Here is a 26,737-nt window from a genome sequence, read left to right on the forward strand (position 1 = left end):
CGATAGCTCGCTTAAGAAAGCAGAGACGCACCTCTCCTGCCTGCGAAGTCAATCATTCGGCCAGCCTTCCGCCCTCTCTCGGAAGCGGCCATGTATCACCGCCCACGCGCGTGGTCTCCCATATGTCGAGAAAGTTACCTCTTGCCCTCCTCACCTCGCTGGTGCTGGCATACGGGCTTCCCCTTGCCGCACAAGCGAATCCCCCCTCGCTGTCCCTGAATGGCTTCGGCACGCTTGGCGTGGTGCATTCCAGCGAGGACCAGGCAGATTTCGTTTCGAGCATGCTGATGCCCAGAGGAGCCGGCCATACCAGTGACTGGAGTGCCGAGGTCGACAGCCGGCTGGGCCTGCAGCTTACCGCCAACCTTACGCCTCGCCTCTCGAGCGTGGTGCAAGTCGTCACCGAGCAGCAGTACGATGGCCAATTCCGGCCGGCAATCGAGTGGGCCAACATCAATTACGATGTGACTCCCGACCTGAGCCTGAGGGTCGGCCGCGTCATACTTCCGGTCTTCATGAATTCAGAGTATCGCAAGGTAGGCTACGCGACGCCCTGGATCCGCCCGCCACTGGAAGTCTATCGCACCATACCGGTTTCCAGCGCTGACGGCGTGGACGTCAGCTACCGCTCCCATATCGCCAGCGTCACCAACACGCTTCGGGCCACCTATGGGCAAAGCGATGCCACCTTTCCCTACATCGATGCAGCGATGGACCGAGCCACCGCCGAGGCACGCGCTCGAGAAGGGCTGACAATCAGCAATACCGTTGAGCAGGGCAGCATCAGCCTCTTTGCCGCCTACAGCCATTACCGCCTGAGCATCGAAGATTTCAACCCGCTGTTCGATGCCTTCAGAATGTTTGGCCCTGAAGGCGATGCCATTGCCGAACGCTACAATGTCGATGGCAAAACCTTTGAAGCCATCAGCCTGGGGGCTCGCTACGATCCCGGCAACTGGTTCGTGATGGGCGAATGGACCCAGACCAGCAGCCGCACCTTCCTGGCGGATAACCGCGGCTGGTACATTTCCGGTGGCTACCGCCTGGGCGCCTTCACGCCCTATCTGACATATGCCAGTCAGCGCATACTCAGCAAGACATCCACCCCGGGCCTCTCACAGCCCGGCAGCGAACCACTGGATGCGATGCTCAACTCCATGCTCCAGGGGCAGCCACAGCAGGAAAGCGTGTCTGTCGGCGTACGCTGGGATTTCAGCAGCAACATGGCGGTCAAGGCCCAGTTCGACCACATGAACCACGAGGGGAAATCGCGCGGCTACCTGGTCAACTCGCAGCCAGGCTTCGAGCCCGGCGGTTCGGTCAATCTGTTCAGCCTAGCGCTCGACTTCGTGTTCTGAGGAGACAAGAATGCCTTCGCGACTCACGAAGATCGGCTGCAACCTGCTCCTCGGCCTGGCATCGAGCCTTGCCCTGGCCGATGCCGTGGTGGTGGTTTCCGCTCAAAGCCCGGTGAGCACGCTCACCCGCAGCGAGCTGACCGACATCTACCTGGGCCGGACCAACCGCTTTCCTGGCGGGCAACCCGCCATGCCCGTGGACCAGCGCGAGAACTCCCCGGCTTACGTCGCGTTCTATCGCAACTATCTGGGCCAGACCCCCGCCCAGATCAAGATGCACTGGTCGCGCCTGATCTTCACCGGCCGCGGCCAGCCACCACGCAGCTTGGCCGATCACCAGGCCATGGCCGACTTCGTGGCGGAGCAGGCCACGGCCATCGGCTATGTGGACGGCGCCTACATCGACGAGCGCCTGCGGGTGGTGGCCATTGATTGAATCCGCCTCACACGCTGGCACCGCTACGGACCCACCCCTCACCAGGCGGCATTGGCTGCACCGTCTCGTCGAACCCGGCATCCTCTTCATGGGCCTCGCCCTGCTGGCGCTGGCAGCCATCTGGCTGGTCACGTGGAACCTGACTGCACGGGAGCAGTCGGCTGCCGACCGCCGGGCGGCGGTACTGGCCGCGGACATGGCGGAGACCTACGAGGCCCAGGTCGTCCGGGCGCTGCGCGAGATCGATACCACCCTCAAGCTGGTGCGCTACAGTCTCGACGAACGCCCGCCGCAGGCCGTCCTGGATGAACTGAGCCAGCAGGACATGCTCCCCCCGACCCTGCTGTTCGAGGTCCGCCTGAGCGATGCCGAGGGCAACGTCGTCGCCAGCACGCACGGACCCTCGCGCACGGATGACACGACACCCGTTGCTGGGCAGGAGGGCCTGAGGGTCGAGCTTCACCATCAGGCCGCGTCCGCGCAGGACAGCAGGCTGGCCTTCCACCGAAGCCTGTCTGAAAACGGGCAGCAAGCGCCAGGCTGGGTATCCGTGCTCGTCAGCGCAGAGTACTTCGTCAGCGGCTACGAGCCGAAAACGCTGGAAAAACAAGGGGTACTGGCCCTGGCAGGGGAAGAGGGCATTTTTCTGGTTCGCCGTACCGGCGAAACGGTGCATACGGGTGAACAGATCGACTATGCGCGCCTTCTGGAAGGCAATAGCGGCCTCGACGAGCCCGCCCGGGTAAGCATCAGCGGATGGGACGGCGTGCCGCGTTACCTGGTGGCCAGGCCCCTGTTCGAGTTTCCGATCGCCATCGTCGTCGGTCTCTCCCAGGACGAGCAGATGGCCGCCGCCGCTGCGCTTCGGCACACCTACTATTGGCGCGCGGTGCTGGTCAGCATCGTTGCGCTCGCCGTGCTGACACTGCTCGGCCGGCTGAGCTGGAAGCTGCGCAGGGCACAGGCCAGGGTACTCGAAGAGCGCCTGGACCACGCCAGGCGTGCCGAATATCTTGCCTTCCACGACAACCTGACGGGGCTGCCGAACCGAGCCTACTTCAGCCGTCTGTTGACCAAAGGGATGCAGCACGCTCGCCGCTACGACAAGCGGTTGACCCTGCTCTTTCTCGATCTGGACCGATTCAAGGCGATCAACGACTCGCTTGGCCACGACGCGGGCGATGAGCTGCTTCGGGAGGTCAGCCGGCGACTTGGCCGCGCGGTACGGGAAAGCGACACCGTCGCTCGGCTGGGTGGTGACGAGTTCGTCATTCTGCTCCCGGAGATCACGGAGCCGAACCAGATCACCCAGGTTGCCGACAAGATCCTCGCCTCAGTCAGCACCCCTTTCACACTGGTGGGCCAGGAGTTTCGTATCACGGTCAGCATCGGCATTGCCCGCTATCCCGCCGATGGCGAGGATGAGCAAACCCTGATGAAGCACGCCGACGTGGCGATGTATCACGCCAAGGAGGAGGGCAAGAACAATGCCCAGTACTACTCCGAGCAGTTGAAGACAGACTCCTTGGAGCGACTGGCTCTGGAGTCGAGCCTGCGCAAGGCGCTGGAGCGTCAGGAGTTCCTGCTTTACTACCAGTCGAAGCTCGACATGGCCACCGGCCGCGTCATCGGCATGGAAGCACTGCTTCGCTGGCAACATCCCGAACTCGGGCTGATACTGCCCAAGCAGTTCATACCACTGGCGGAAGAAAATGGCCTCATTGTCCCCATCGGCCGCTGGGTCATCTACACGGCGTGCCGACAGAATGTCGCCTGGCAGAAGGCCGGCTTCCCGGCATTGAGCATGGCGGTCAATCTCTCGGCCCGTCAGTTCCTCGACGATGGTCTGCTCAGAGACATCAAGGGCGCGCTTCAGGCCAGCGGCATGGCCCCCGAGTTGCTCGAAGTGGAGATCACCGAGAGCATGATAATGCAGGACATGCCAAAAGCCGTCAGAGTCCTGCAGGAGCTGAGAGACATCGGTGTGCGCATCGCGATCGACGACTTCGGCACCGGCTACTCCTCGCTCTCCAAGCTGCAAGCGTTTCCTCTCGACACGATCAAGATAGACGGCTCGTTCATCCATGACCTTCTCGACAACGCCGGCGACAGGAGCCTCACGGAGGCCATCATTGACCTCGGCAAGAACCTGGGTCTGACAGTCGTCGCCGAAGGCGTCGAGTCGGCAGCGCATGTGGAGTACCTGCGTCGCCATGCTTGCGACCAGATTCAGGGGTTTTACATGCACGAACCGCAGCCTGCAGACGAAGCTGTACTGTCATTGGCTAAGTGGTTCGACAATGAATCAACTATTTAGCCTGGCGCTATCAACTTCGACGTGAACGTGTCGCAAAAAGACGCTATGCTCCGCGACCGGGGGTCGCCACCGCCTCTTTTGACGCAAGCTTCAGCCAAGCGATTCATACCAAAGTCATAAGAAACTTGTCCTGGAACAAGTCCCACTCGTACGGAGGGCGCTCGTGAAGATCAGCGAGCCCGAGACTGCGCATGGTAGCGCCGGCGTCGCCGCGGCCATGGCAGGCCCCCACGAAAGCAGCAGCGATCTCGACACGCTGCGAGCCAAGTTCTACCAGCTCTACATCGCCGTGGAGCAGAGTCCGGCCGCGACCGCGATCACCGATGCCGAGGGGCGCATCGAGTATGTCAACCGCCGCTTCCTGGAGGTGACCGGTTATTCACGCGAGGAGCTGATCGGCAGGACGCCGGCGATGATCCAATCGGGGCTGACGCCCGACAGCGTCTATCGCGACCTGTGGCAGACCCTGCGCAGCGGCCAGGTGTGGCGCGGCGAACTGCAGAACCGCAAGAAGAGCGGCGAACTCTACTGGGAAGCCGAGACCATCACGCCGGTGCGCGACGACACGGGCGCGATTGTGCGCTTCGTGGCGGTGAAAGAGGACATCACCGAGCGCAAGCGCCAGGAGGAGGAGCTGCGGCTGCTCGCCAGCGTATTCCAGACCGGCCAGGCCACCCTGATCACCGACCCGGAGATGCGCATCGAACGGGTCAACCAGGCCTTTACCGACATCACCGGCTACCTGCCCGAAGAGGTGATCGGCCACACGCCCCGCCTGTTCAAGTCCGGGCGTCATGACAAGCACTTCTATGCCCAGCTGTGGCAGGAGGTCCTCGACACCGGCCACTGGCAGGGCGAGATCTGGAACCGCAACAAGTACGGCGAGATCTACCCGCTGTGGCAATCGATCACGGCCGTCAGTGACGAGGCCGGCAAGCTGCGCCACTTCATTGCCGTATTCCACAACATCGCCGAGCGCAAGCGCCTGGAGCAGGAGCTGGAACAGCAGGCCACCCGCGACCACCTGACCGGTGCGCACAACCGCCGCGCCTTCGACACCGCCATGCGCAAGGCGATCCGTCAGGCCGAGCGCAGCGACAACACCTTCTCACTGCTGCTGTTCGATATCGACCGGTTCAAGTCGATCAACGACCAGCATGGCCACGACACGGGGGATCTCATCCTCAAGCGCCTGGCCAGCCTGGTGGGCAAGACCCTGCGCAGCACCGACCTGCTGGCGCGCTGGGGCGGCGAGGAGTTCGCCATTCTGCTACAGGACACGACCATTCAGGGGGCGTCGATCTTCGCCGAGCGGCTGCGCCAGCAGGTGGCGGAGACACGCCTGCATGGGCTGGCCGTCACCATCAGCCTGGGCATTGCCGAGTACCACCGGGGCGAAAGCCCGGAAGAGGTGCTGGCCCGCGCCGATGGCGCCCTGTATCGGGCCAAGCGGGCGGGGCGCGACCGCGTCGGCATCGCCGATACCCACGCTTGAGCGTGGCGGATTGGCCTCGAGCCGGCGCGGGAAGCTACAGCAGCGGCTCCAGCCAGGCGATCCGGCCCAGCATGGCCCCCAAACGACGCCAGAAACCGCCGGGCTCACGCCCGAACGACACCGTCTCCCCCTGCTGTTCCGTCAGCCAGCTGAGGCGCCCCTGCTCGTCCCGTTCGACCCGATAGCTCAGCGCCGGCGACTTGCCGAGTTCTGCCAGCGCCTCCAGCTCGGCGGCCAGACCCGGACTGGCGGCGAGCACGCCCACTTCGGTGTTCCACCACACCGAGCGAGGGTCGGCATTGGGCGAGCCGACGAACACGCGATCGCTGTCGATGCTGAGTGCCTTGATATGCAGGGCGGAGGCCGACGAGCCCACGCTGAAACCATCGTCGTCGAATTCGCTCTCGGCACGCATTTCATAGAGCGCGACGCCGCTGTCGAGCAGCGCTCTACGGCGAACCTGGTAGGCGCCATGGACCAGCGGCACGTCGGTCGCTTCGAGGGAGTTGGTGAAGACCTCGACCTCGACACCCGATTCGGCCAGTTCCCTCAAGCGCTGCGTGCCAAGCTCGCCAGGCACGAAGTAGGCGGAGACGATCGCCAGCCGCTCGCTCGGCTCACCGGCGCGCTCGAGCAGCTCCCCGGCCATGGTGCTGGCAAGCGCCGCGCGTCCACGCCAGGCCGGCTTGCCCGGCGGGTCCCACAGGGCGAAGCCCTCCCCCCAGTGCAGCCTGCCCACCAGCGGCCCCCGCTCGACATCGGCATAGCGCTGGCGAAGATCGGCGAAGTAGGGCGAATCGGCATTGGCCTCGACCCATTCGTCGAGCGACGAGCGCAGCTCGCGCCAGGCCTCGTCTTCGGCACGATGGTAGCGGCCGATGGGCTGCGCCAGGCCATGGTTCCAGTAGAGGTGAAAGCTGCGCGACAGCGGCTCCACCACGGGACCGAGCGTGATCAGGTCGAGGTCGGTGAAGTTGCGCGGCTCGCTGGCGCTGTAGTACTCGTCGCCCAGGTTGCGCCCGCCGACGATGGCCAGGGCGCCGTCGGCGATCCACAGCTTGTTGTGCATGCGCCGATGCTGCCGCGCCGCCTGCGGCGCCGAGGCCAGCACGCGGCCGATCAGCGTGTCGCGGCCGACACTCAGCGCATTGTAGACACGCACCTGGACGTTGGGATGGCTATCGAGCGCCGCCAGCTCCTGCCCTTGGCCCACGGCGCCCATGTCGTCGATCAGCAGGCGCACCTCGACTCCTCGGTCGGCGGCCGCCAAGAGACGCTGCAGCAGCAGCCGCGTCGTCAGGCCGTCTCCGATCAGGTAGGTCTGGATGTCGAGACGCCGATCGGCCTGCTCGCTGAGCAATACACGCAGGCTGAAGGCGTCCTGGCCGCTTGAGAGCAGGGCGAAGCCGCTCTTGCCAGAGCGGTCGGCGGCGCTCATCCGCACCCACTGCCCCAGCCAGGTGGCCTCGCTCTCCCCGGCGGACAGCAGCGACCCGTGCTCACGCGGCACCGGCGTGCCGGCGCACCCCGCCAGCAGCGAGGCCAGCAACCCGGACAGCGCCAGCAGCCACCAACCGCGGGCTCGATGCGAGCCGCCGAGTTCAGGGTTCGTCATCGTCGTCCGCCAGGCGTCGCGCCATGGTCTTGCGCGCCTTGTTGCGCCGATAGAGTCGGGCCAGCGCCAGGGCCAGCGCGAACGCCACCATCACGGCCAGCGTCACTCCCTGCCAGGGACGGGCAGCCTCGCCTCCCAACATCGTCTCGAGCGTGATGATCAGGATGAAGCCCAGCGCCTGGCTGCCGATGGCCAGGGCGCGCAGGGGATCGAACGACTTGTGTGCCATGGAGGGCTCCCGCCGGGTGACAGTGCTATCCGTGCGCAGTAGGCTTGCTCTGCTGACGTAGTAAGCGTATGCAAGTGAATGATTCTACCCGGTCTTGCCGTTTGCGCCGACCCCATTCTCGGAGCTGAGCCAATGGACGCCTTCGCCCTGGGCCCCGTACTGATATCCGTCCCGCGCCTGTATGCCATCGGCTGCGCCCTGTTGCTGCTGCTTGCGGCCTGGCTGCTGCTGGGGCTGTCGTCGACGGCGCGGTCGCGCTGGTATAACGGCTTGCTGCTGGCCTGGCTGGCCGGCGCCCGCCTGGGTCATGTGGCGATGAATCTCGATGCCTATGCCGCTGCCCCGCTGGATGTGCTCAAGCTGTGGCAGCCGGGTTACCACGGCCTCTGGGGGCTGCTCGCGGCGTTGATCTGGAGCGGCTGGGCGCTGCGTGACCGGCTGCTCTCCATGATCGGCGCCATGGGCCTGACCATCGGCGCCTCGGCGCTGTGGCTGGTGCTGGTCACCCTGGCACCGCTGGGCGGCGACATGCCGCTGCGCGAGCTGCCCGACGTCACCCTGGAGAATCTCGACGGCGAGCCGGTCGAGCTGCAGGCACTGCGCGGCGATCGCGTAGTGGTCAACCTGTGGGCCACCTGGTGTCCGCCCTGCCTGCGCGAGATGCCACTGCTGGCCGAGGCCGACGAACGCGAGGGCGTCACCGTGGTGGTGATCAACCAGGGCGAGGAGCTGCTGCAGGTGGTGCGCTATCTCGATGAGCAAGGGCTGACCTTTCGCTACCCGCTACTCGATCCCCGCCAGGAGATGACGATGGCCTTCGAGTCACCGGGGCTGCCCACCACGGTGCTGTTCGACCGCGAGGGGCGCGCGGTGGAGCGCCACGTGGGTGAGCTGTCGCGGGCGCAACTGGATGGCTGGCTGCAACGCTACTAGGAGAGGCCGCGCGCCCTACCATTTCCCGCCTCTCTCCACCAGCCTTAAGCCATGACGGGCTTTGCGTTAGAATCGCCCGCCCTGCTGATGGCGGAGCTGTCTCCGCCGATAGCATGCGCACCCTGTTCCGCATCGACCGAGGCATCATGAGCGACTTTTCACCCGGCCAGCGCTGGATCAGCGACGGCGAGGCCGACCTGGGCCTGGGCACCATCCTGAGTTGCGATCACCGTAGCGTCACCGTGCTGTTCGGCGCCAGCCAGGAAACCCGCACCTACAGCAGCCGCCAGGCGCCCCTTACCCGGGTCGCCTTCGGCAGCGGTGACCGCATCCAGTCGAGCGATGGCTGGCACCTGACCGTTGACGACAGCAAGGAGGTCGACGGGCTGATCGTATACATCGGCGAGGATGATCAAGGCGAGCTGCGCGAGCTGCCCGAGGCCCGCCTGGCCGACACCATGCAGTTCGACCAGGCTCGCGATCGCCTGTTGACCGGCCAGGTCGACCGCAACGACTGGTTCGACCTGCGCTTCCGTACCCTGCACCACCACCACCGCATCGAGCAGAACCCGGCGCTGGGCCTGGCCGGGCCGCGCATCGACCTGATTCCCCATCAGCTCTACATCGCCGACGAAGTGGCCCGGCGCCACGCGCCCCGCGTCTTGTTGGCCGACGAGGTGGGGCTGGGCAAGACCATCGAAGCCGGCCTGATCCTGCACCGCATGCTGCTCACCGGCCGCGCCCAGCGCGCATTGATCCTGGTGCCGCCGAGCCTCACCCACCAGTGGCTGGTGGAGCTGCTGCGCCGCTTCGCCCTCGAGGTGACCCTGCTCGACGAACAGCAGAGCCTGGCCCAGGCCGAGAGCAACCCCTTCGAATCCGGCCAGTTGATCCTGGCCAGCCAGGAGTGGCTGTTCGCCAACCCGCATCGCCAGGAGCAGGCTGCCAGCAGCGACTGGGACCTGCTGATCGTCGACGAAGCGCATCACCTCGACTGGAGCGCCGACCAGGTCGGCCCAGGCTACGCCTGCGTCGAGCGCCTGGCCAAGGCGGTGCCGGGTGTGCTGCTGCTCACCGCGACTCCCGAACAGATGGGGCTCGAGAGCCACTTCGCCCGCCTGCGCCTGCTCGATCCGGATCGCTATCACAGCCTCGATGCCTTCCGCGACGAGGAGCAGCACTACGTGGAAGTGGCGCAGTCCATCGACGCCCTGGAAGCCCTCCCCGCCGGTGGCCGCGAGGCGCGCAGCAGCGTGGCGGCGGTAATCGACGAGCCCGACAGCCTGGCCCTGCTGGACCTCCTGTCCAACCCCGAGTGCGGAGCCGCGCAGCAGGCCAGCGCCCGCGACCAGCTGCGCGAGCAACTGCTCGACCGCCATGGCACGGGCCGGGTGATGTTCCGCAACAGCCGCCGTCATGTGGGCGGTTTTCCCGAACGTCGCCTGCACCTGGCGGCACTGACGCTGCCCTCGGCCTACCGCCGCGTGCTGCGTAAGCTCGAGCGTGACGAGGACTATCTCGACGAGCTGCTGATCGAGACCGGGCTCGACCACCCCGACGTGCTGATCTACCCCGATGCGACCTATCGCGCGCTCTCGGACGACCCGCTCAATGCCGAGCCCTGGTGGCAGTTCGATCCGCGCGTGACCTGGCTGCTGGAGCGGCTTGCCGACGACAGCGAGCAGGGCTTCGCCAACGACAAGGTGCTAGTGATCGCCCATGGACGCGAGACCGCCCAGGGCCTGGCCGAGGCCCTGCGGGTGCTGGGCGGGCTGCATGCGCCGGTGTTCCACGAGGGGCTCACGCTGGTCGAGCGCGACCGGGCGGCTGCCGCTTTCGCCGACGAGGAGGAAGGCAGCCAGGTGCTGGTGTGCTCGGAGATCGGCTCCGAGGGACGCAACTTCCAGTTCTGCCGCCATCTGGTGATGTTCGACCTGCCGCAGCACCCCGACCAGCTCGAGCAGCGCATCGGCCGACTCGATCGCATCGGCCAACGCCACGCCATCGAGATTCACGTGCCGCTGTTCGAGGCCAGCCCTGGCGAGCGCCTGCTGCGCTGGTTCAGCGAGGGAATGGAGGCCTTCGCTTCGCCCCACGGCGTCGGCAACGAACTGTTCGATGCCTTCGGCGATGCCCTGGCCGAGGCGCTGCTCGACGACGAAGCGCTGGAAGACGTCATCAGCGAGACCCGGGCGCTGTTCGAAAACCGCCTGGCCCAGCGCGACGCCGGCCGCAACCGGCTGCTGGAACTCAACGCCTGTCGCCCGGCTCGCGCCGAGGCGGTGGCCGCAGCAATTCGCGAGCTCGACGACGACCCGGCGCTGACGCGCTATCTCGACCAGGCGCTGGATATCTTTGGCGTCGATGGCCAGGAGCTCGGCGGCGGCCTGCTGCACCTGCAGCCCGGCCCGCAGATGCTCGACGGCCTGCCAGGGCTGGCCAAGGGCGAGGAAGGCTTCACCGCCACCCTGTCGCGCGAGCGCGCCCTGGCCCGCGACGACGTGCAGCGCCTCTCCTGGGAGCATCCGTTGCTGCGCGAGATGATGGCGCGCATCCTCGACGGCACCATGGGCAACACCGCCCTCGCCCTGCTCCAGCATCCGGCCATTCCGGCCGGACGGCTGATGACGGAGCTGGTGTTCCGTACCTACTGCCCGGCCCCCAGGCGCCTGCACGTCAACCGCTTCCTGCCACCGACCGCGGTGCGCGTGCTGCTCGACGAGTCGGGTGCGGTGCTCAGCGACAAGGTCTCCTTCACCGGCCTGTCGAAGAATCTGCGCAAGGTCAAGAAGGCCATGGCCCGCGATCTGATCCGCAGCCGTCACGATCAGCTGCGCGAGCTGCTGGTCCTGGGCGAGCAGGAGGCCGAGCGCGAGCTGCCGAGCATCGTCGAGGGGGCCCAGGTCCGCATGCGCCGGGAACTCGACGGCGAGCTGGCCCGCCTGGAGGCGCTGGCACGTCTCAACCCGGCGGTACGCGAGGCGGAGCTCGAGGCGCTGCGTCGCGAACGCGGCGAACTCGATGCCGCCATCGACGGCACGCGGCTGCGGCTCGATGCGGTCAGGGTCATCGTCACGGTGGGGGAAGAGAGCCGCTGACCGTGAGCCGAAGTGAGCAAGTGCCGGTAGGTCAACGCTTCCCGAGAATGTCGGCAAGTGCTTCCTCGAGCGTCGGAAAGCGGAACGCGAAGCCGGCCTCGAGCAGCCGCGCCGGGCGCATGTCGGCGCCGGTCAGCAGCAGCCGCGCCATCTCGCCGAAGGCGGTTTCCAGCACGACCGCCGGCACCGGCATGACGGCGGGACGACCGAGCTGCCTGGCCAGGGCTCGGGTGAACTCGGCGTTGGTGACGGGATGCGGCGCGCTGCCGTTGAACGGCCCCTCGAGGTCGTCGCGTTCGAGCAGGAACAGGATACTGCGTACCAGATCCTCGCGGTGAATCCACGGCATGAACTGCTGGCCGTCGCCGAACCGTCCGCCCAGGCCCAGCCTGAACGGCGGCAGCATCTTGGCGAGACTGCCGCCCCCGGTGTCCAGCACCAGGCCGGTGCGCAGCAGCGCCACCCGAGTGCCGAAGTCGGTCGCCTCGAGGGCAGTGTCCTCCCAGCGCTTGCACAGGCGATGAGCGAACTCGTCGTGGGGCGGGGTCGCCTCGGTGACCTCGCGTGCCCCCTGGTCGCCGTAATAGCCCATCGCCGAGCCCGAGACCATGACGCTCGGCGCCTTGCCGCTGGCCTGTTCGAGCTGCTCGCAGAGAATCACCAGGTCGCGGGTGACGTTGACCCGGGAGTCGATCAGCCGGTTCTTCTGCTCGTCGCTCCAGCGCCGGGCGGCGATGGGCTCACCGGCCAGGTTGACGATGGCATGCGGCGGCGAGTCGACGAAGTCGAGCACCGAACGCCGCACGTCGGCCCCTTCCGGCAGCTTGCGCCGGGCGGCCGCCGGGTCACGAGACACCACCTGCAGGCGGTGCCCGGCCTCCTTCAGGCGCAGGCACAGGCGCTGGCCAACGAAACCGCTACCGCCGGTAATCAAGACTCGCATCAGACTCCCTCCCGCGTCTGGCGTCAGGCGCCGCTCCGACGCCCCGCCTTTCGTTATACAATCGTTGTACATCTCTGCTATGCTGGCGACAGCCGGTCGGATCAACGGTTCGGCTCGCCCTGGTCGCCCGGCCCGCTACACTGGTGTTTCGGAGATCGCCATGACCTACAGTCTGATCCTGCTCGCCCATGGCTCCAGCGATCCCGCCTGGCGCGCCCCCTTCGAGCGGTTCCACGCGTCCTTGGCCGCGCGCATGCAGGCACCGCTGAAGCTGGCCTACATGGAGCTTAGCGAACCCTCGCTGGAAAGCAGCGTGGCCGAACTCGCTGCGGCCGGCATCCGGCGCGCCGAGATCCTGCCTCTGTTCTTCGCCGCCGGACGCCATCTGCGCAAGGACGTCCCGGCTCAGGTCGAGGCACTCAGGTCGTCGCACCCCGGTATCGAGCTCGAGCTGCTGCCGCCCGTCGGCGAGCACCCCGCCTTCATCGATGCCCTGGCCGCCGTCATCGCCGAACAGGCGGGAGAAGCCCTGCCCACTTGACCCTGGCTGCCATCAGTTGTACACCGCCCGTTTAGCGTACAATATTCCCTGGCAGCGGGCCGCGGCAACCGCCAGACATCCGTTGCCACGAGCCAGGGCAACAAAAGAGGCAGGCGAGCATGACCGAGAAGGGGGCCCACCCGGCCGACACACCGCTCTACCCCATCCGCGAGGTGTCACGCATTACCGGCGTCAACTCGGTTACCCTGCGCGCCTGGGAGCGCCGCTACGGACTGATCCGCCCCAAGCGCACGCCCAAGGGCCATCGCCTCTATGCCCGCGAGGACATCGAGCGGGTCGAGCGCATCCTGCAATGGCTGAGTCGCGGCGTGCCGGTCAGCCAGGTCAAGGAACTCATCGACCAGCCGCAACCCGCACCGATCGTCGAGCCGGCCTCCGGCGACTGGCCCAGCCAGCGGCGCCAGCTGATGGCGGCCATCGAAGCCCTCGATCAGGGCCAGATGGAAACCCTCTTCACCCAGGGCTTGGCCCTCTACCCCGTGGCCACCTGCCTGGCGGAGCTATGGCAGCCGGTGTGCCGTGAACTCGAGGAGCACTGGGCCGACCAGCTCGGCGCCGCCCTGCAGCGCCGCTGCCTGGAGTCGTTCCTGCGTACCCGCATCGGCATCCGGCTCTATCATGCCAACCGCCTGGCCAGGGGCCCCGCCCTGCTGATCGCCCCGCTGCCCGACGACCCCGGCAGCCTCTGGCTGCTACTGGCGGCCCTCGCCGCGAGCGATGCCGGCTATCAGGTCCAACTGATGGACAGCGCACTGCCCTTCGGCGAACTGCCGCTGGCGGTCGAGCGGCTGCATGCCGCCGCCCTGGTGCTCGTCAGTGGCCGCGCCGAGCGGGCCGACCTGATCCGTCGCCAGTTGCCGCGCCTGGCCGAACAGCTCGACGCCCCCCTCGGCCTGTGCGGGCCGGTCGCTCGCATTCGCAGCGGCGACCTGGCCGACAGCCTGGTGGAACTGCTCGGCGACGACCTGCCCCTGGCCATGTCCCGCATGCGCCCGCTGATTCTCGATCACTGAGCCGCCGCGAGGCTGCCATGACCTGCACCCTGATGTGGTTTCGCCGCGACCTGCGTATCCACGACAACACGGCACTCGCGGCCGCCGCGCGCCAGGGGCCGGTCGTTGCGGTGTTCCTGCGCAGCGTGGCCCACTGGCAGCGACACGGCCACGGCGCCAACAAGCTCGACTTCTGGCATCGCGGCGTGGTGGCGCTGGGCGAGTCCCTGGCCGGGCTGGGCATTCCCCTGCTGCACCGCGACATCGAGGATTTCGACGAGGCGCCGGCCACTCTGCTCGGGATCGCCCGCCACCTCGGCGCCTACGCGCTGCACTTCAATTGCGAATATCCACTAGACGAGCAGCGCCGCGACGAGGCCGTTGTCGACGCCTTCAAGGAGGCGGGCCTGACCGCGACCGGCCATCACGACAGCGTGGCCTTCGCCCCGGGCGAGCTGTTGACGCGCAAGGGCGATTACTATGGCGTCTTCACCCCCTTCGCCCGCGCCTGGCATCGCCAACTGACGGCGCCACGCCTGACGCTGCGCGAGACACCCCCGGTGCAGACGCTCACCGAGGTGACCCGCGACCCCGCTCCCCCCCTGCCGCCGCTCGCCGACACGCCGGTCGGTGCCGGCCGCTGGCCCGCCGGTGAAGCGGCCGCCGCCGATCGCCTGGAGCGCTTCCTGCGCTTTCGTGCGCGCCGCTACGCCAGCCAGCGCGACTTTCCGGGCATCGCCGGCACCAGCGAACTCTCGCCCTACCTGGCGCTGGGCATGATCTCGCATCGCCAGTGCCTGCAGGCCGCCCTGGCCGAGAACGATGGCAGCCTGGCCGAAGGCGATGCCGGTCTCACTGCCTGGGTCAACGAGCTGGTCTGGCGCGAATTCTACCAGCATGTGGCGGCAGGCTTCCCGCGGGTATGCCGCCATCGCGCCTTCCAGCGGCACACCGAGGCGCTGGCCTGGCGCGACGACGAGGCCGGCTTTCGCGCCTGGTGCGACGGGCGCACCGGCTACCCCATCGTCGATGCCGCCATGCGCCAGCTGGTCCGCACCGGCTGGATGCACAATCGCCTGCGCATGATCGCCGCGATGTTCCTCAGCAAGCACCTGCTGATCGACTGGCGCCGTGGTGAGGCCTTCTTCCTGCGCCACCTGGTCGACGGCGAGTTCTGTGCCAACAACGGCGGCTGGCAGTGGGCCGCCTCCACCGGCACCGACGCCGCCCCCTATTTCCGCATCTTCAACCCGACCACCCAGTCCCGTCGCTTCGATGCGGAGGGTCGCCTCATCGCCGAATACGTGCCCGAACTCGCCGGCCTGTCGCCGCGTGACCGCCATGCGCCCAGCGACATCCAGCGGTCGGCGACCGGCTACCCGCCGCCCATCGTCGAGCACAAGGCGGCACGCAGCCGGGCGCTGGAGGCCTTCAAGGCACTGCCGGCGTCGCGTTAGGTCAAGCGAAGGGGGGCGCTAGACCGATGGCTCGGCGCGCAGTACCAGCCCCGCGGCGTCCGACGTCAGCGCCCGCCACTGGGCTTCGATCACGTCGGCCGGCCCCGGCCGGGCATAGAGGTAGCCCTGAACCAGCCGGCAGCCCGCCTGGCGCAGGAATTCGAGCTGTCCGTGGGTTTCCACGCCTTCCGCCACCACATCGAGCCCCAACCCTCTCGCCATCGCCAGCACGGCGCTGACGATGGCGGCATCGGCAGGGTCGTCAGGCAGCGAGCGGATGAAGGCGCGGTCGAGCTTGAGCTTGTCCAGCGGCAGGTTCTTGAGATAGCTGAGCGACGAATAGCCCATGCCGAAGTCGTCGATGGCGATGCGGTGGCCCTTGGCGCGCAGCGCCTCCAGCCGTGGCACGATGTCGCCGGCGCGTTCGTCGAGCAGCACCGACTCGGTCAGTTCCAGGCCCAGCTGAGCCGGCTCGATGCCGTGCCTCGCCAGCCCCGCCGAGAGCGCCGTCTCGAGCTCTCCCTGGAACATCTGGATCGCCGAGATGTTGATCCACACGGGCAGTTGGGGCAGGCCCAGGTCGCGCCAGCGCGACATCTGGGCCAGCGCTTCGTCGATCACCCAGTTGCCGAGCGGCCCCATCAGCCCGTGGCGTTCGGCCAGCGGGATGAAGTCGGCCGGTGACACTATGCCATGCTCGGGGTGGCGCCAGCGCAGCAGTGCTTCCATGCCGACCACGGCGCCGTCCATGATGCGGTGCTGGGTCTGGTAGTGCAGCTCGAGCTGGTCGCCGTTGGCCAGGGCGTCGCGCAGGCCGTAGACCAGCGCCATGTGCGGCGAGTTCTGCACGTCCAGTGCCGGGCGGAAGCGCTGGCTGACGTTGCGCCCGTGGCGCTTGGCCGAGTAGAGCGCCGACTCCAGGCGCTGGAACAGCAGGCTGGATTCCTTGCCGTCCTCGGGGGCGCGACAGCTGCCGATCGAGAGACCCAGGCGCAGCGTCTTGCTGCCCAGCTCGAAGGGCTCGCCCAGGTGCTGACGCAGCCCGGCGACCCAGTTGTCGTGGTCGTCGAAGGTGGTGGTGCGAATGACCAGGAACTCGTCGCCGCCCAGGCGCCCCACCACGCCGCCCGCCACGTGGCGGGCCAGACGCTGACCGAAGCGTGCCAGCAGCCGGTCGCCCTGCTCCACGCCGAGGCTGTCGTTGACCGACTTGAAGCCGTCGATGTCGACGATCGCCATGTCGAGGCTCTCGCCGGCTCGCAGGTGGCGCAGCCGCGAGGTCATCAGGTCGTGCAGGCGGCGGCGGTTGGGCAACCCGGTGAGCGGATCCTCGAAGCCGATGCGCCGCAGGTCCTGTTCTCGCGCCTTGTGCACCGAGATGTCGGTGAAGGTACCGACATAGTGGGTGATGTGCCCGCGCGCATCGGTGATCGCCTTGACCCGCAGCCATTCGGGGAACTCGTCGCCCTGCTTGCGCCGGTTCCAGATCTCTCCCTCCCAGCGCCCCTTGCTGTGCAGGGTCTGCCAGAAACGCTTGAAGAAGGCCGGGTCGTGACGCGCCGCGGCCAGATTGGCGGCATTGAGCCCACGCACCTCCTCTTCGGTGAAGCCGGTGATGCGGGTAAAGGCAGGGTTGACGGCCAGGATGCGGTTCTCGGCATCGGTGATCTGCACGCCCTCCTCGGAGAGCATCAGCGCTTGCTGCATCAGGTCGGCATGCTGGCGATCGCGCCTGATTTGGCGCCAGGCGGAGGCCAGTCCCATCACGACGATAAACACCGCGGCCATCCGCAAACCGGGGCTGGGCAGCCAGATACAGGCCGGCAGCGCTGCCATGGCAGCCCAGATCAAGGGGCGGTTCAATGCGAAGGATGGCCGCATGAGAGGTCCCGACGTAACGGAGGAAGAAGGAAAGTTGCGCCCATGCTATGCATCGACCCTACCTTGAGTATCGACACTTGGCGCTGACACTTTAATCGCTGGTGGCCGTCGCGTCATGCCCGGCGTGCAATCAGGGGCCTCGGCCAGTAGACTAGGCAGGGCCGCCCGGGCGGGTTGGCTCCTGTGCCATGCTGCCTCCGCACCGCACGCGGAAGAGCCCACTACAACTGCGACTCGGAACGACTCAGTGACCAAGCAACACTCTTTCGAACGCGAAGAACTGCTGGCGTGTAGCCGCGGCGAACTCTTCGGCCCCGGCAATGCCCAGCTGCCGGCACCCAACATGCTGATGCTCGACCGTATCACGCGCATCCATGAAGAGGGCGGCCAGTTCAACAAGGGCGAGCTGATCGCCGAACTGGATATCCAACCCGACCTGTGGTTCTTCGATTGCCACTTCCCCGGCGATCCGGTCATGCCCGGCTGCCTGGGGCTCGACGCCATGTGGCAGCTGGTGGGCTTCTACCTGGGCTGGCTCGGCCACCCCGGCCGTGGCCGTGCGCTGGGCTGTGGCGAGGTGAAGTTCACCGGCCAGATCCTGCCCGAGGCCAACAAGGTCACCTATCACATCAACGTCAAGCGCATCATCACCCGACGCCTGATCCTCGGCATCGCCGATGGCACCGTCTCGGTCGATGGCCGCGACATCTACCAGGCCAACGACCTGCGGGTCGGCCTGTTCACCTCTACCGCGAATTTCTGAAACAGGAGGCTCCCATGCGACGAGTGGTAGTCACCGGCCTGGGCATCGTGTCCTGCTTGGGCAACGACGCACACACGGTCGTCGAAGCGCTCCGGAGCGGGCGCTCGGGTATTCGCTTCAAGGAGGAGTATGCCGAACGCGGCTTTCGCAGCCAGGTCGCCGGGGTCGTGGACATCGATCTCGACGCCCTGATCGACCGCAAGCTGCGCCGCTTCATGGGCGACGCGGCGGCCTACGCCTATGTGAGCATGGCCCAGGCCATCGAGGATGCGGGCCTCAGCCCCGAGCAGGTGTCGAACGAACGCACCGGGCTGATAGCCGGCTCCGGCGGCGCCTCCAGCGCCAACCAGGTCGAGGCCGCCGACGTGATGCGCGAGAAGGGGCTGCGCCGGGTCGGCCCCTATCGGGTCACCCGTACCATGGGCAGCACCGTCTCGGCGTGCCTGGCCACGCCGTTCAAGATCAAGGGCGTCAACTACTCGATCTCTTCCGCCTGCGCCACCTCTGCCCACTGCATCGGTAACGCCATGGAGCAGATCCAGATGGGCAAGCAGGACGTCGTCTTCGCCGGCGGCGGCGAGGAGGAGCATTGGACGCTGTCGTGCCTGTTCGACGCCATGGGCGCCCTGACGACGGAGTACAACGACACGCCAGAGAAGGCCTCGCGCCCCTATGACAAGGCCCGCGACGGCTTCGTCATCGCCGGCGGCGGCGGCATGCTGGTGCTCGAGGAGCTCGAGCACGCCAAGGCCCGCGGGGCCAGGATCTATGCCGAGCTGGTCGGCTACGGCGCCACCTCCGACGGCCATGACATGGTTGCCCCTTCCGGCGAAGGTGCGGTGCGCTGCATGCGCCAGGCCATGGCCACGGTCGACGGCGGGATCGACTACATCAACACCCACGGCACCTCGACGCCGGTAGGCGATGTCGCCGAGCTCAAGGCGATCCGCGAGGTCTTCGGCGACACCACGCCACCGATGAGTTCGACCAAGTCGCTGACCGGCCACTCGCTGGGGGCTACCGGCGTGCAGGAGACGATCTACTCCCTGCTGATGATGGAGCACGGCTTCATCGCCGCCTCGGCCAACGTCGAGGAGCTCGACGACCAGGCCGCCGGCTTCGATATCGTCACGCGCATGCGCGATGGCGTCAGCGTCGATCGCGTGCTCTCCAACAGCTTCGGCTTCGGCGGCACCAATGCCTGCCTGGTGCTGCAGCGCTATCGCGACTAGCGACAACGCCGCCACTTCGAAACGCAGAAGGCGCCCCGCGGGGCGCCTTCTGCGTCTGGGTCGGTGCCACTCTAGCCGGTACTGGCGCCTACCGCGGGCTTGGCCGCCTGTGGGCGCGGCACTTCGGAGATCTCGGCCAGGCGCGCCTCGATCCACGCCTCGACCTCCGCCAGCACCTCCTCCGGCGTGCGCCCCGCGGTCTCGATCGGCTCGCCGACCACCACGTTGAGCAGGCCAGGATTCTTCACCCAGTGGCGCCCCGGCCAGCGCTCGCCGGCGTTGTGTGCCACCGGCAGCACCGGCACCCCGGCACGACAGGCGATCACGGCACCACTCTTGTTGTAGCGGCGTCGCTGCCCCGGGTCGACCCGGGTGCCCTCGGGAAAGATCAGCACCGACAGCCCCTCCTGCAGCCGCACCACGCCCTGGGTCAGCACCTGCTTCATCGCTCGCGCCGGCTTGGAGCGATCCAGGGCAATGGGGTGCAGCAACCGGAGTCCCCAGCCGAACACCGGAATGCGCAACAGCTCCTGCTTGAGCACCGTGCACACCGGCGGCTTGAGAATCTGCAGGAAGATGGTCTCCCACTCGCACTGATGGTTGGCCAGGATCACGCAGGGGCCCTCGGGCAGGTGCTCCCTGCCGCGAACGCGGTAGGTCACGCCGCAGGTCCAGCGGAACCAGGCGGTGAGGAAGTGGTTGTAGAGATTGAGCAGGCGATAGCGTGCCGGCAGCGCCAGCAGCGGCGCAACCGGCAGCAGCAGCGCACCGAAGACGAACACGGCGAGGAAGTAGCCGACGTAGAACAGCAGGCTGCGCAACACGTTCATGAAGCCGAGCCGCCCTTTTCATCGCCCGGCGAGGCACGGCGCGCCTGGCACCACTCGTCGAGCAGGCGCCCCACCTCCAGCCGCCAGGGTTTCTGATGCACGCCGAAGGCCTCCAGCACACGCCGGCAGTTGAGCACCCGGCGCAGCGGCTGGTCGTGATGATGCTTGAGCGCCTTGACCTCACCCAGCCCCACCTGCTCGCCCAGCCCCTCCAGGCGCGTCGAGAGCTGGGTGCGCACCATGGAGGTGAAGGTGTAGGCACTGACGGGCTCCGTTCCCGCCAGGTGATAGGCGCCCCAGGCGTCGGAGCCGCAGTCGAGCTGGTGCAGCATGCCGACCAGGGCCATGGCCACGGCATCCGCCGAGGTCGGACAGAAGATCACGTCCTGGGCGGCGCGCACCTCTTCCCCGGTCACCAGGCTGTCGATCACGCCGCTGAGCCAGGCGTGCCCGCCCTCCAGCGCGAACAGCGGCCCCAGGCGCACAATCAGGTGCCGGGGATGGCTCTGGCGGATGCGATCGCCGATGGCGATCAGCCGCCTGAGGCTCTCGTCCCGCGGCGACGGTATCACGTGTTCGTCGATGGGGGTTTCGAAGCCATCCTGGTAGAGCTGGTCGGAGACGCACCACACCAGCGGCGTGTCGGTCTCACGGCACGCCGCCAAGCAGGCGTCGACGCCCTCGCCGTGGGCAATCACGGCCGCAGGCTCGATCTCCATCGGCGCCGACAGCGGCGGGATGACCACGGCCGCTGGCGTTAGCTCGCGCAGCCGGGCGGCATCGATCTTCAGCCCCGGCTCGATGACCAGCTCGGTATCACTGCGGCGATGCACCAGCCTGGCCAGTGCCAGATTGAGGCAATGGCCGGCATCTAGTACCAACAGCTTCACACAATAGTCTCCGGCAGCCTCGGTCGGGTGGCGTCAGAACGGAATTTCGTCGTCGAAATCGTCGAAGCTACCCGGGTCGGGTGCACCGTAGTTGTTCTGCTTCTGCCCGCCCTGCTGGGGCTGTCCGCCCGGCGCCGGGCGCTGCTGAGGCTGGCCGCCATAGCCGCCGCCACCCTGCTGGGAGGCGTTGCCGTAGCCACCACCACCTTGCGGCGGAGCGCCGTAGCCGCCCTGCTGCGGCACGGGGGCGCCTTGCGGTGCGCCGTAGCCTCCACCCTGCTGCTGCGGCATGCCCGCCCCGGCCTGGCCACCGAAGTCGCCGCTACGCGAATCGAGCATCTGCATGTCATTGCAGACGATCTCGGTGGTGTAGCGATCCTGACCGTCCTGCCCCTGCCACTTGCGCGTCTGCAGGCGCCCTTCGAGGTAGACCCGAGACCCTTTCTTCAAATACTGCTGGGCGATCTCGGCCAGGCGGTTGAACAGTACCACCGAGTGCCACTCGGTGCGCTCCTGACGCTGGCCGCTCTGCTTGTCGGTCCAGGTGTCGGTGGTTGCCACGCGCAGGTTGGCGACGGGGCTGCCGGATGGCATGAAGCGGACCTCGGGGTCCTGCCCCAGGTTACCGATGAGAATGACCTTGTTGACGCCACGGGCCATGCTGGACTCCCTCTATAGTGAACAGGTGCATTGTAATGGTTCGGCCTTGCGGCCCGATGCCTGCGGACAGGCTAACCGCCGTGGCGGTTTGAGCGGATCAGGCGCGCCAGGGCATCCTCGTCGAGGCGGCGCCGGTCCACCTTAAGATACGCGACTCGCTCCTCCGGCACGACCAGAACGTCCTCGACCCCGGCCACGTCGGCAAAGCTCGCCATCAGCGTATCGAGCGTATCCTCCTGGTGCCCACCGTCCAGCGCCACCACCTCGCTCGACAGATGCGGCGGGGCCGGCATGCCCAGCATCAGCAACCACCAGAGACCGGCCAGCACGGCGCTGCCGACGAACACCGCCGGCAGCCCCCACTGCTCGGCCAGAAAGCCCCCCAGCACGCCGCCGAGGAAGGCGCCGAGGAACTGGCTGGTGGAGTAGACCCCCATGGCCGTGCCCTTGGCCCCGGCCGGTGCCAGCTTGCTGAGCATCGACGGCAGCATCGCTTCGAGCAGATTGAACGCGGTGAAGAACAGCAGCAACCAGGCGAACAGCGCCCAGCCACCAGCAAAGCCGGCCAGGCCGGCCAGGCTGACGGCAATCGCGGCGATCGCCGCCAGGCTCACGCCCTTCATGCGCTGGCGCTTTTCGGCCACCACCACCAGCGGCACCATGGCGACGAAGGCCAGCGTCATGATGCCAAGATAGGTCAGTCCGTGTCGCTCCACTGCGATGCCCGCCTCGACCAGGCGGAACGGTACGGCAATGAAGATCGCCATCAACAGCAAGTGCAGGACGAAGATCGACAGGTCGAGCCGCCACAGATCCGCCCGCGCCAGGGTCGCCGCCAACTGCCGTCGGTCGATGCCCACGTCGCGATGCCGCAGACGCCGCGGTGCCGGCGGTACCAGCTTCCACAGCACGACCAGGCCCAGCGCGGCCAGGCCGGCGGTGAACCAGAACACACCCGCCAGGCCGGACGCCGCGGCCAGCCACGGCCCCAGCACCATGGCCACGGCAAACGCCACGCCGATGGAGAGCCCGATGGTCGCCATGGCAGCGGTGCGCACCTGCTCGCGGGTCTGGTCGGCGAGCAGCGCCATGATCGCCGCGGCCACCGCCCCGCTGCCCTGCAGGCAGCGTCCGGCGATCACCCCGCCGATGCTGTCGGCGGACGCCGCCACCACGCTACCCAGGAGGAACAGCAGCAAGCCGCCGGCGATTACCGGCTTGCGCCCCAGGCGATCGGAGAGCAGGCCGAAGGGGATCTGCAGGATCGCCTGGGTCAGGCCATAGACGCCCAGCGCCAGCCCTACCAGCAGCGGCGTGGCGCCGTCCAGCGCGTCGGCATAAAGCGCCAGCACCGGCAGCACCATGAACAGCCCCAGCATGCGTGTGGCATACAGACCGGCCAGGCCGGTGATGGCACGCCGTTCGGAGGCTAGCAGCAGTCCAGAGAGCTTGCGCATAGGGGCGATGACGATTCCATGGTGGGTGGGCCGGGCCCTCGAGGTGGACCGACTATTCTAACGATTCCGGCCCCCACAGGAAACGCCCCTACCTACTGGCGCTTTGGCGCGCGCTCGACCGCACGCGTATAATCGAGGTTTTGCCGAGCGCCATGAGGTGGGAATGGACAGGATCGTGGTCAGGGGTGCCCGCACCCACAACCTCAAGCAGATCGACGTCGAACTGCCCCGCGACAGCCTGATCGTGGTCACCGGGCTTTCGGGCTCGGGCAAGTCCTCGCTGGCCTTCGACACCCTCTACGCCGAGGGCCAGCGGCGCTACGTGGAGTCGCTCTCCACCTATGCCCGGCAGTTCCTGTCGATGATGGAGAAGCCCGATGTCGATCATATCGAAGGGCTGTCGCCGGCGATCTCCATCGAACAGAAGTCCACCTCGCACAATCCGCGCTCCACGGTGGGCACCATCACCGAGATCTACGACTACCTGCGCCTGTTGTTCGCCCGCGCCGGCACGCCACGCTGCCCCGAGCACGGCGAAGATCTGGAAGCGAGCACGGTATCGCAGATGGTCGACCAGGTACTGGCGCTGCCCGAAGGCAGCAAGCTGATGCTGCTGGCGCCGGTGGTGTCGGGGCGCAAGGGCGAGCACCTGCAGCTGCTCGCCGAGCTTCGCGCCCAGGGCTTCGTGCGCGTGATGGTCGACGGCCAGGCGTTGGAGCTCGACGACATCGCCCCGCTGGACAAGAACAAGAAGCACGACATCAGCGTGGTGATCGACCGCATCAAGGTGCGCGACGGGCTCCAGCAGCGCCTGGCGGAGTCGTTCGAGACCGCCCTCAATCTGGCCGACGGCATCGCCGTGGTCCACTTCATGGACGGCGAGGCCGAAGACATCACCTTCTCGGCACGCTTCGCCTGCCCGGTGTGCGGCTACGCCATCGCCGAACTCGAACCGCGCATGTTCTCGTTCAACAACCCCGCCGGCGCCTGCCCCACCTGCGACGGCCTGGGCGTGCAGCAGGTCTTCGACCCCGACAAGCTGATCAGCCATCCGGAACTGTCCCTGGCCGAGGGGGTGATCAAGGGCTGGGACCGGCGCAGCATCTACTACTTCAGCCAGCTGCAGGCCATTGCCGACCACTACCGCTTCACCCTGGAGACGCCGTGGCAGGAGCTTGCCCGCCACGAGAAGGAGATCGTCCTCTATGGCAGCGGCGACGACGAGATCGCCTTCAGCTACGTCAATGACCGCGGTCGCCGCGTGACCCGCGAGCACCCCTTCGAAGGCGTGCTGCCCAACATGCAGCGCCGCTACCGCGAGACCGAGTCGAGCATGGTGCGCGAAGAGCTGGCGCGCTACATCGCCGACCGCCCGTGCCCCACCTGTCACGGCTCGCGCCTGCGCAAGGAGGCACGCCACGTCTTCGTCGACGACCACACGCTGCCGCAGATCGTGCAGCTGCCGATCGGCGAGGCCTGGGATTACTTTCAGCGCCTGACCCTGCCCGGGCGCAAGGGCGAAATCGCCCAGAAGGTGATCAACGAGATCCATGCGCGCCTGGAGTTTCTGGTCAACGTCGGCCTCGACTACCTCAACCTCGAGCGCAGCGCCGAGACCCTCTCCGGCGGCGAGGCCCAGCGCATCCGCCTGGCCAGCCAGATCGGCGCCGGCCTGGTGGGCGTCATGTACATCCTCGACGAGCCCTCCATCGGCCTGCACCAGCGCGACAACGACCGCCTGCTCAAGACCCTGATCCACCTGCGCGACCTGGGCAACACCGTGATCGTGGTCGAGCACGACGAGGACGCCATACGCGCCGCCGACCATGTGCTCGACATCGGCCCCGGCGCCGGCGTGCACGGCGGCAGGATCGTCGCCCAGGGCACCCCCGAGCAGGTCATGGCCAGCCACGACTCGCTGACCGGGCAGTACCTCTCCGGCAAGCGGCGTATCGAGGTGCCCAAGTGGCGCATCCCCGGCAACCCCGAGAAGCGGCTGGTACTCACCGGCGCACGCGGCAACAACCTGCACGACGTCAGCCTGACCCTGCCGCTGGGGCTGTTCATCTGCGTCACCGGCGTCTCCGGCTCGGGCAAGTCGACGCTGATCAACTCGACGCTGATGCCTATCGCCGCCCGCGAACTGAATCACGCCACCACCCTGACCCCGGCCTCCTACGACACCATCGAGGGACTCGACCAGCTCGACAAGGTGATCGACATCGACCAGAGCCCCATCGGGCGCACGCCGCGCTCCAACCCGGCCACCTATACCGGCATCTTCACGCCGATCCGCGAGCTCTTCGCCGGCACCCAGGAGGCACGCTCGCGCGGCTATAAGCCCGGCCGCTTCTCGTTCAACGTCAAGGGCGGGCGCTGCGAAGCGTGCCAGGGCGAAGGCATGATCAAGGTCGAGATGCACTTCCTGCCCGACATCTACGTGCCCTGCGACGTGTGCAAGGGCAAGCGCTACAATCGCGAGACGCTGGAAATCGAGTACAAGGGCAAGAGCATCGATGAAGTGCTCGAGATGACCGTGGAGGAGGCGCTGGAATTCTTCAGCCCGGTGCCGGCCATCGCCCGTCGCCTGCAGACCCTGCTCGACGTCGGGCTCTCCTACATCCGCCTGGGGCAGAGCGCCACTACCCTCTCCGGCGGCGAGGCCCAGCGGGTCAAGCTGGCCCGCGAGCTGGCCAAGCGCGACACCGGCAAGACACTCTACATCCTCGACGAACCCACCACGGGGCTGCATTTCGAGGACATCCGCCAGCTGCTCGCCGTGCTCCACCGCCTGCGCGACCACGGCAACACCATCGTGGTGATCGAGCACAACCTCGACGTGATCAAGACCGCCGACTGGATCGTCGACCTCGGCCCCGAGGGCGGCTCCGGCGGCGGGCGCATCATCGCCGAGGGCACCCCCGAACAGGTCGCCGAGATGGAGGTCTCCCACACCGGGCGCTTCCTCAAGCCGTTGCTGGAGCGAGCCAGAAGCCAGCAGGCCGAACTGGCAGCATCCAAATAGCTCCTAGTATGACGGCCAGCGGCATCGGACAAGCCGCGACTACCGAGCCAGCCACAAAAAACCCGGCTTCGCGAGAAGCCGGGTTTTTCGTGTTGCTACAGCGATGCCGGGCCGGGCCCGCTGCCGGGGATCACTCCTCGGCGGCGGCTTCCTCGACCTCTCCGACGACCGGACGGTCGACGAGCTCGACGAAGGCCATGGGGGCGTTGTCGCCGGTGCGGAAGCCGCACTTGAGGATACGGACGTAACCGCCCGGACGCTCGGCGTAACGCGGACCCAGCTCGTTGAAGAGCTTGCCGACCGCTTCCTTGGAGCGGGTGCGGCTGAAGGCCAGACGACGGTTGGCAACGCTGTCCTGCTTGGCCAGGGTGATCAGCGGCTCGATGACGCGACGCAGCTCCTTGGCCTTGGGCAGGGTTGTCTTGATCACTTCGTGCTCGATCAGCGACACGCTCATGTTCTTGAACATGGCCTGGCGATGCGAGCTGGTACGATTCAGGTGACGACCACTCTTACGATGACGCATGGTTGTGATTCCTTACCAAACTGGGACTCGAGTCGACG

At 67.2% G+C, this 26,737-nt stretch carries 21 protein-coding genes; 12 read left to right on the forward strand and 9 right to left on the reverse strand.

Annotated features, from left to right (window positions below):
• The first annotated feature begins 122 nt into the window (after nucleotides 1–122).
• The 4 genes from HNO51_RS18115 (at nucleotide 123) to HNO51_RS18130 (ending at nucleotide 5,606) form a co-directional block, all read left to right on the forward strand.
• Nucleotides 123–1,358 (forward strand): porin, encoded by a 1,236-nt coding sequence (locus tag HNO51_RS18115; RefSeq protein WP_209538042.1) that lies wholly within the window; start codon nucleotides 123–125, stop codon nucleotides 1,356–1,358.
• Between the two features lie 10 nt (nucleotides 1,359–1,368).
• On the forward strand, nucleotides 1,369–1,794 hold the full coding sequence (locus tag HNO51_RS18120) for a type 2 periplasmic-binding domain-containing protein (protein ID WP_197448611.1): 426 nt from the start codon (nucleotides 1,369–1,371) through the stop codon (nucleotides 1,792–1,794).
• Between the two features lie 88 nt (nucleotides 1,795–1,882).
• A complete protein-coding gene (locus HNO51_RS18125; protein WP_197448612.1) occupies nucleotides 1,883–4,111 on the forward strand; it encodes a putative bifunctional diguanylate cyclase/phosphodiesterase in 2,229 nt (742 codons plus the stop codon).
• A 163-nt stretch (nucleotides 4,112–4,274) separates the two neighbouring features.
• On the forward strand, nucleotides 4,275–5,606 hold the full coding sequence (locus HNO51_RS18130; RefSeq protein WP_234283722.1) for a sensor domain-containing diguanylate cyclase: 1,332 nt from the start codon (nucleotides 4,275–4,277) through the stop codon (nucleotides 5,604–5,606).
• A gap of 34 nt (nucleotides 5,607–5,640) precedes the next feature.
• Here the strand turns inward: HNO51_RS18130 and HNO51_RS18135 are convergent, their stop codons facing one another.
• Together HNO51_RS18135 and HNO51_RS18140 are read right to left on the reverse strand one after the other, a co-directional pair.
• Complete coding sequence (locus HNO51_RS18135; protein ID WP_242597149.1) at nucleotides 5,641–7,221, reverse strand: phospholipase D family protein; 1,581 nt, start codon at nucleotides 7,219–7,221, stop codon at nucleotides 5,641–5,643.
• Nucleotides 7,208–7,450, reverse strand: coding sequence for a hypothetical protein (locus HNO51_RS18140; protein WP_197448613.1), 243 nt, complete (start codon nucleotides 7,448–7,450; stop codon nucleotides 7,208–7,210). Before HNO51_RS18140 ends, HNO51_RS18135 begins: the two co-directional genes overlap by 14 nt.
• A 132-nt stretch (nucleotides 7,451–7,582) precedes the next feature.
• On the opposite strand from HNO51_RS18140, the gene HNO51_RS18145 reads away from it, so the two are divergent.
• Nucleotides 7,583–8,383 (forward strand): TlpA family protein disulfide reductase, encoded by an 801-nt coding sequence (locus tag HNO51_RS18145; RefSeq protein WP_197448614.1) that lies wholly within the window; start codon nucleotides 7,583–7,585, stop codon nucleotides 8,381–8,383.
• A 146-nt stretch (nucleotides 8,384–8,529) separates the two neighbouring features.
• Nucleotides 8,530–11,481 (forward strand): RNA polymerase-associated protein RapA, encoded by a 2,952-nt coding sequence (gene rapA / locus HNO51_RS18150; protein WP_197448615.1) that lies wholly within the window; start codon nucleotides 8,530–8,532, stop codon nucleotides 11,479–11,481.
• A gap of 31 nt (nucleotides 11,482–11,512) precedes the next feature.
• On the opposite strand, the gene HNO51_RS18155 is transcribed toward rapA, so the two are convergent.
• Nucleotides 11,513–12,424: a TIGR01777 family oxidoreductase gene (locus HNO51_RS18155; protein WP_197448616.1), complete on the reverse strand. Its 912-nt coding sequence runs from the start codon at nucleotides 12,422–12,424 to the stop codon at nucleotides 11,513–11,515.
• Nucleotides 12,425–12,584: 160 nt separating this feature from the next.
• On the opposite strand from HNO51_RS18155, the gene HNO51_RS18160 reads away from it, so the two are divergent.
• The 3 genes from HNO51_RS18160 to phrB all read left to right on the forward strand — a co-directional run bounded on the left by HNO51_RS18160 (nucleotide 12,585) and on the right by phrB (nucleotide 15,435).
• Nucleotides 12,585–12,965, forward strand: coding sequence for a sirohydrochlorin chelatase (locus HNO51_RS18160; protein WP_197448617.1), 381 nt, complete (start codon nucleotides 12,585–12,587; stop codon nucleotides 12,963–12,965).
• 119 nt (nucleotides 12,966–13,084) lie between these two features.
• The gene (locus tag HNO51_RS18165; RefSeq protein ID WP_197448618.1) at nucleotides 13,085–13,999 is read left to right on the forward strand and encodes a MerR family transcriptional regulator; all 915 of its coding nucleotides are present in this window, start codon (nucleotides 13,085–13,087) and stop codon (nucleotides 13,997–13,999) included.
• A 17-nt stretch (nucleotides 14,000–14,016) separates the two neighbouring features.
• Entirely contained in the window at nucleotides 14,017–15,435 is a 1,419-nt protein-coding gene (gene phrB / locus HNO51_RS18170; RefSeq protein ID WP_209538043.1) for a deoxyribodipyrimidine photo-lyase, read from the forward strand.
• An 18-nt stretch (nucleotides 15,436–15,453) separates the two neighbouring features.
• Here phrB and HNO51_RS18175 read toward each other — a convergent pair whose 3' ends face one another.
• Nucleotides 15,454–17,316: a putative bifunctional diguanylate cyclase/phosphodiesterase gene (locus HNO51_RS18175; RefSeq protein ID WP_197448620.1), complete on the reverse strand. Its 1,863-nt coding sequence runs from the start codon at nucleotides 17,314–17,316 to the stop codon at nucleotides 15,454–15,456.
• Nucleotides 17,317–17,563: 247 nt separating this feature from the next.
• On the opposite strand from HNO51_RS18175, the gene fabA reads away from it, so the two are divergent.
• Both fabA and fabB read left to right on the forward strand, forming a co-directional pair.
• Nucleotides 17,564–18,079 carry a 3-hydroxyacyl-[acyl-carrier-protein] dehydratase FabA gene (gene fabA, locus HNO51_RS18180; RefSeq protein WP_197448621.1) on the forward strand — a complete coding sequence of 172 codons (516 nt, stop codon included), beginning with the start codon at nucleotides 17,564–17,566 and terminating at the stop codon, nucleotides 18,077–18,079.
• A 14-nt stretch (nucleotides 18,080–18,093) separates the two neighbouring features.
• Nucleotides 18,094–19,311 carry a beta-ketoacyl-ACP synthase I gene (gene fabB, locus HNO51_RS18185; RefSeq protein WP_197448622.1) on the forward strand — a complete coding sequence of 406 codons (1,218 nt, stop codon included), beginning with the start codon at nucleotides 18,094–18,096 and terminating at the stop codon, nucleotides 19,309–19,311.
• Between the two features lie 71 nt (nucleotides 19,312–19,382).
• Here fabB and HNO51_RS18190 read toward each other — a convergent pair whose 3' ends face one another.
• The 4 genes from HNO51_RS18190 to HNO51_RS18205 form a co-directional block, all read right to left on the reverse strand.
• Nucleotides 19,383–20,141 carry a lysophospholipid acyltransferase family protein gene (locus tag HNO51_RS18190; protein ID WP_197448623.1) on the reverse strand — a complete coding sequence of 253 codons (759 nt, stop codon included), beginning with the start codon at nucleotides 20,139–20,141 and terminating at the stop codon, nucleotides 19,383–19,385.
• Complete coding sequence (locus HNO51_RS18195) at nucleotides 20,138–21,031, reverse strand: sugar nucleotide-binding protein (protein WP_197448624.1); 894 nt, start codon at nucleotides 21,029–21,031, stop codon at nucleotides 20,138–20,140. Before HNO51_RS18195 ends, HNO51_RS18190 begins: the two co-directional genes overlap by 4 nt.
• Nucleotides 21,032–21,064: 33 nt before the next feature.
• The gene (locus HNO51_RS18200) at nucleotides 21,065–21,691 is read right to left on the reverse strand and encodes a single-stranded DNA-binding protein (protein ID WP_197448625.1); all 627 of its coding nucleotides are present in this window, start codon (nucleotides 21,689–21,691) and stop codon (nucleotides 21,065–21,067) included.
• 71 nt (nucleotides 21,692–21,762) lie between these two features.
• Entirely contained in the window at nucleotides 21,763–23,148 is a 1,386-nt protein-coding gene (locus tag HNO51_RS18205) for an MFS transporter (protein WP_209538044.1), read from the reverse strand.
• 163 nt (nucleotides 23,149–23,311) lie between these two features.
• Here HNO51_RS18205 and uvrA point away from each other — a divergent pair, with 163 nt between their 5' ends.
• Nucleotides 23,312–26,173: an excinuclease ABC subunit UvrA gene (gene uvrA, locus HNO51_RS18210; protein ID WP_197448627.1), complete on the forward strand. Its 2,862-nt coding sequence runs from the start codon at nucleotides 23,312–23,314 to the stop codon at nucleotides 26,171–26,173.
• A 130-nt stretch (nucleotides 26,174–26,303) separates the two neighbouring features.
• Here uvrA and rplQ read toward each other — a convergent pair whose 3' ends face one another.
• Nucleotides 26,304–26,699 (reverse strand): 50S ribosomal protein L17, encoded by a 396-nt coding sequence (gene rplQ / locus HNO51_RS18215; RefSeq protein WP_209538045.1) that lies wholly within the window; start codon nucleotides 26,697–26,699, stop codon nucleotides 26,304–26,306.
• Between the last annotated feature and the right edge of the window lie 38 nt (nucleotides 26,700–26,737).

It is taken from the genome of Billgrantia sulfidoxydans (genome assembly GCF_017868775.1).
GTDB lineage: Bacteria > Pseudomonadota > Gammaproteobacteria > Pseudomonadales > Halomonadaceae > Halomonas > Halomonas sulfidoxydans.

Coding starts and splice junctions, on each gene's coding strand:
- HNO51_RS18115 (WP_209538042.1), top strand. CDS start 123: ATGTCGAGAAAGTTACCTCTTGCCCTCCTCACCTCGCTGGTGCTGGCA.
- HNO51_RS18120 (WP_197448611.1), top strand. CDS start 1,369: ATGCCTTCGCGACTCACGAAGATCGGCTGCAACCTGCTCCTCGGCCTG.
- HNO51_RS18125 (WP_197448612.1), top strand. CDS start 1,883: ATGGGCCTCGCCCTGCTGGCGCTGGCAGCCATCTGGCTGGTCACGTGG.
- HNO51_RS18135 (WP_242597149.1), bottom strand. CDS start 7,221: ATGACGAACCCTGAACTCGGCGGCTCGCATCGAGCCCGCGGTTGGTGG.
- HNO51_RS18140 (WP_197448613.1), bottom strand. CDS start 7,450: ATGGCACACAAGTCGTTCGATCCCCTGCGCGCCCTGGCCATCGGCAGC.
- HNO51_RS18145 (WP_197448614.1), top strand. CDS start 7,583: ATGGACGCCTTCGCCCTGGGCCCCGTACTGATATCCGTCCCGCGCCTG.
- rapA (WP_197448615.1), top strand. CDS start 8,530: ATGAGCGACTTTTCACCCGGCCAGCGCTGGATCAGCGACGGCGAGGCC.
- HNO51_RS18155 (WP_197448616.1), bottom strand. CDS start 12,424: ATGCGAGTCTTGATTACCGGCGGTAGCGGTTTCGTTGGCCAGCGCCTG.
- HNO51_RS18160 (WP_197448617.1), top strand. CDS start 12,585: ATGACCTACAGTCTGATCCTGCTCGCCCATGGCTCCAGCGATCCCGCC.
- HNO51_RS18165 (WP_197448618.1), top strand. CDS start 13,085: ATGACCGAGAAGGGGGCCCACCCGGCCGACACACCGCTCTACCCCATC.
- phrB (WP_209538043.1), top strand. CDS start 14,017: ATGACCTGCACCCTGATGTGGTTTCGCCGCGACCTGCGTATCCACGAC.
- HNO51_RS18175 (WP_197448620.1), bottom strand. CDS start 17,316: ATGCGGCCATCCTTCGCATTGAACCGCCCCTTGATCTGGGCTGCCATG.
- fabB (WP_197448622.1), top strand. CDS start 18,094: ATGCGACGAGTGGTAGTCACCGGCCTGGGCATCGTGTCCTGCTTGGGC.
- HNO51_RS18190 (WP_197448623.1), bottom strand. CDS start 20,141: ATGAACGTGTTGCGCAGCCTGCTGTTCTACGTCGGCTACTTCCTCGCC.
- HNO51_RS18200 (WP_197448625.1), bottom strand. CDS start 21,691: ATGGCCCGTGGCGTCAACAAGGTCATTCTCATCGGTAACCTGGGGCAG.
- HNO51_RS18205 (WP_209538044.1), bottom strand. CDS start 23,148: ATGCGCAAGCTCTCTGGACTGCTGCTAGCCTCCGAACGGCGTGCCATC.
- uvrA (WP_197448627.1), top strand. CDS start 23,312: ATGGACAGGATCGTGGTCAGGGGTGCCCGCACCCACAACCTCAAGCAG.
- rplQ (WP_209538045.1), bottom strand. CDS start 26,699: ATGCGTCATCGTAAGAGTGGTCGTCACCTGAATCGTACCAGCTCGCAT.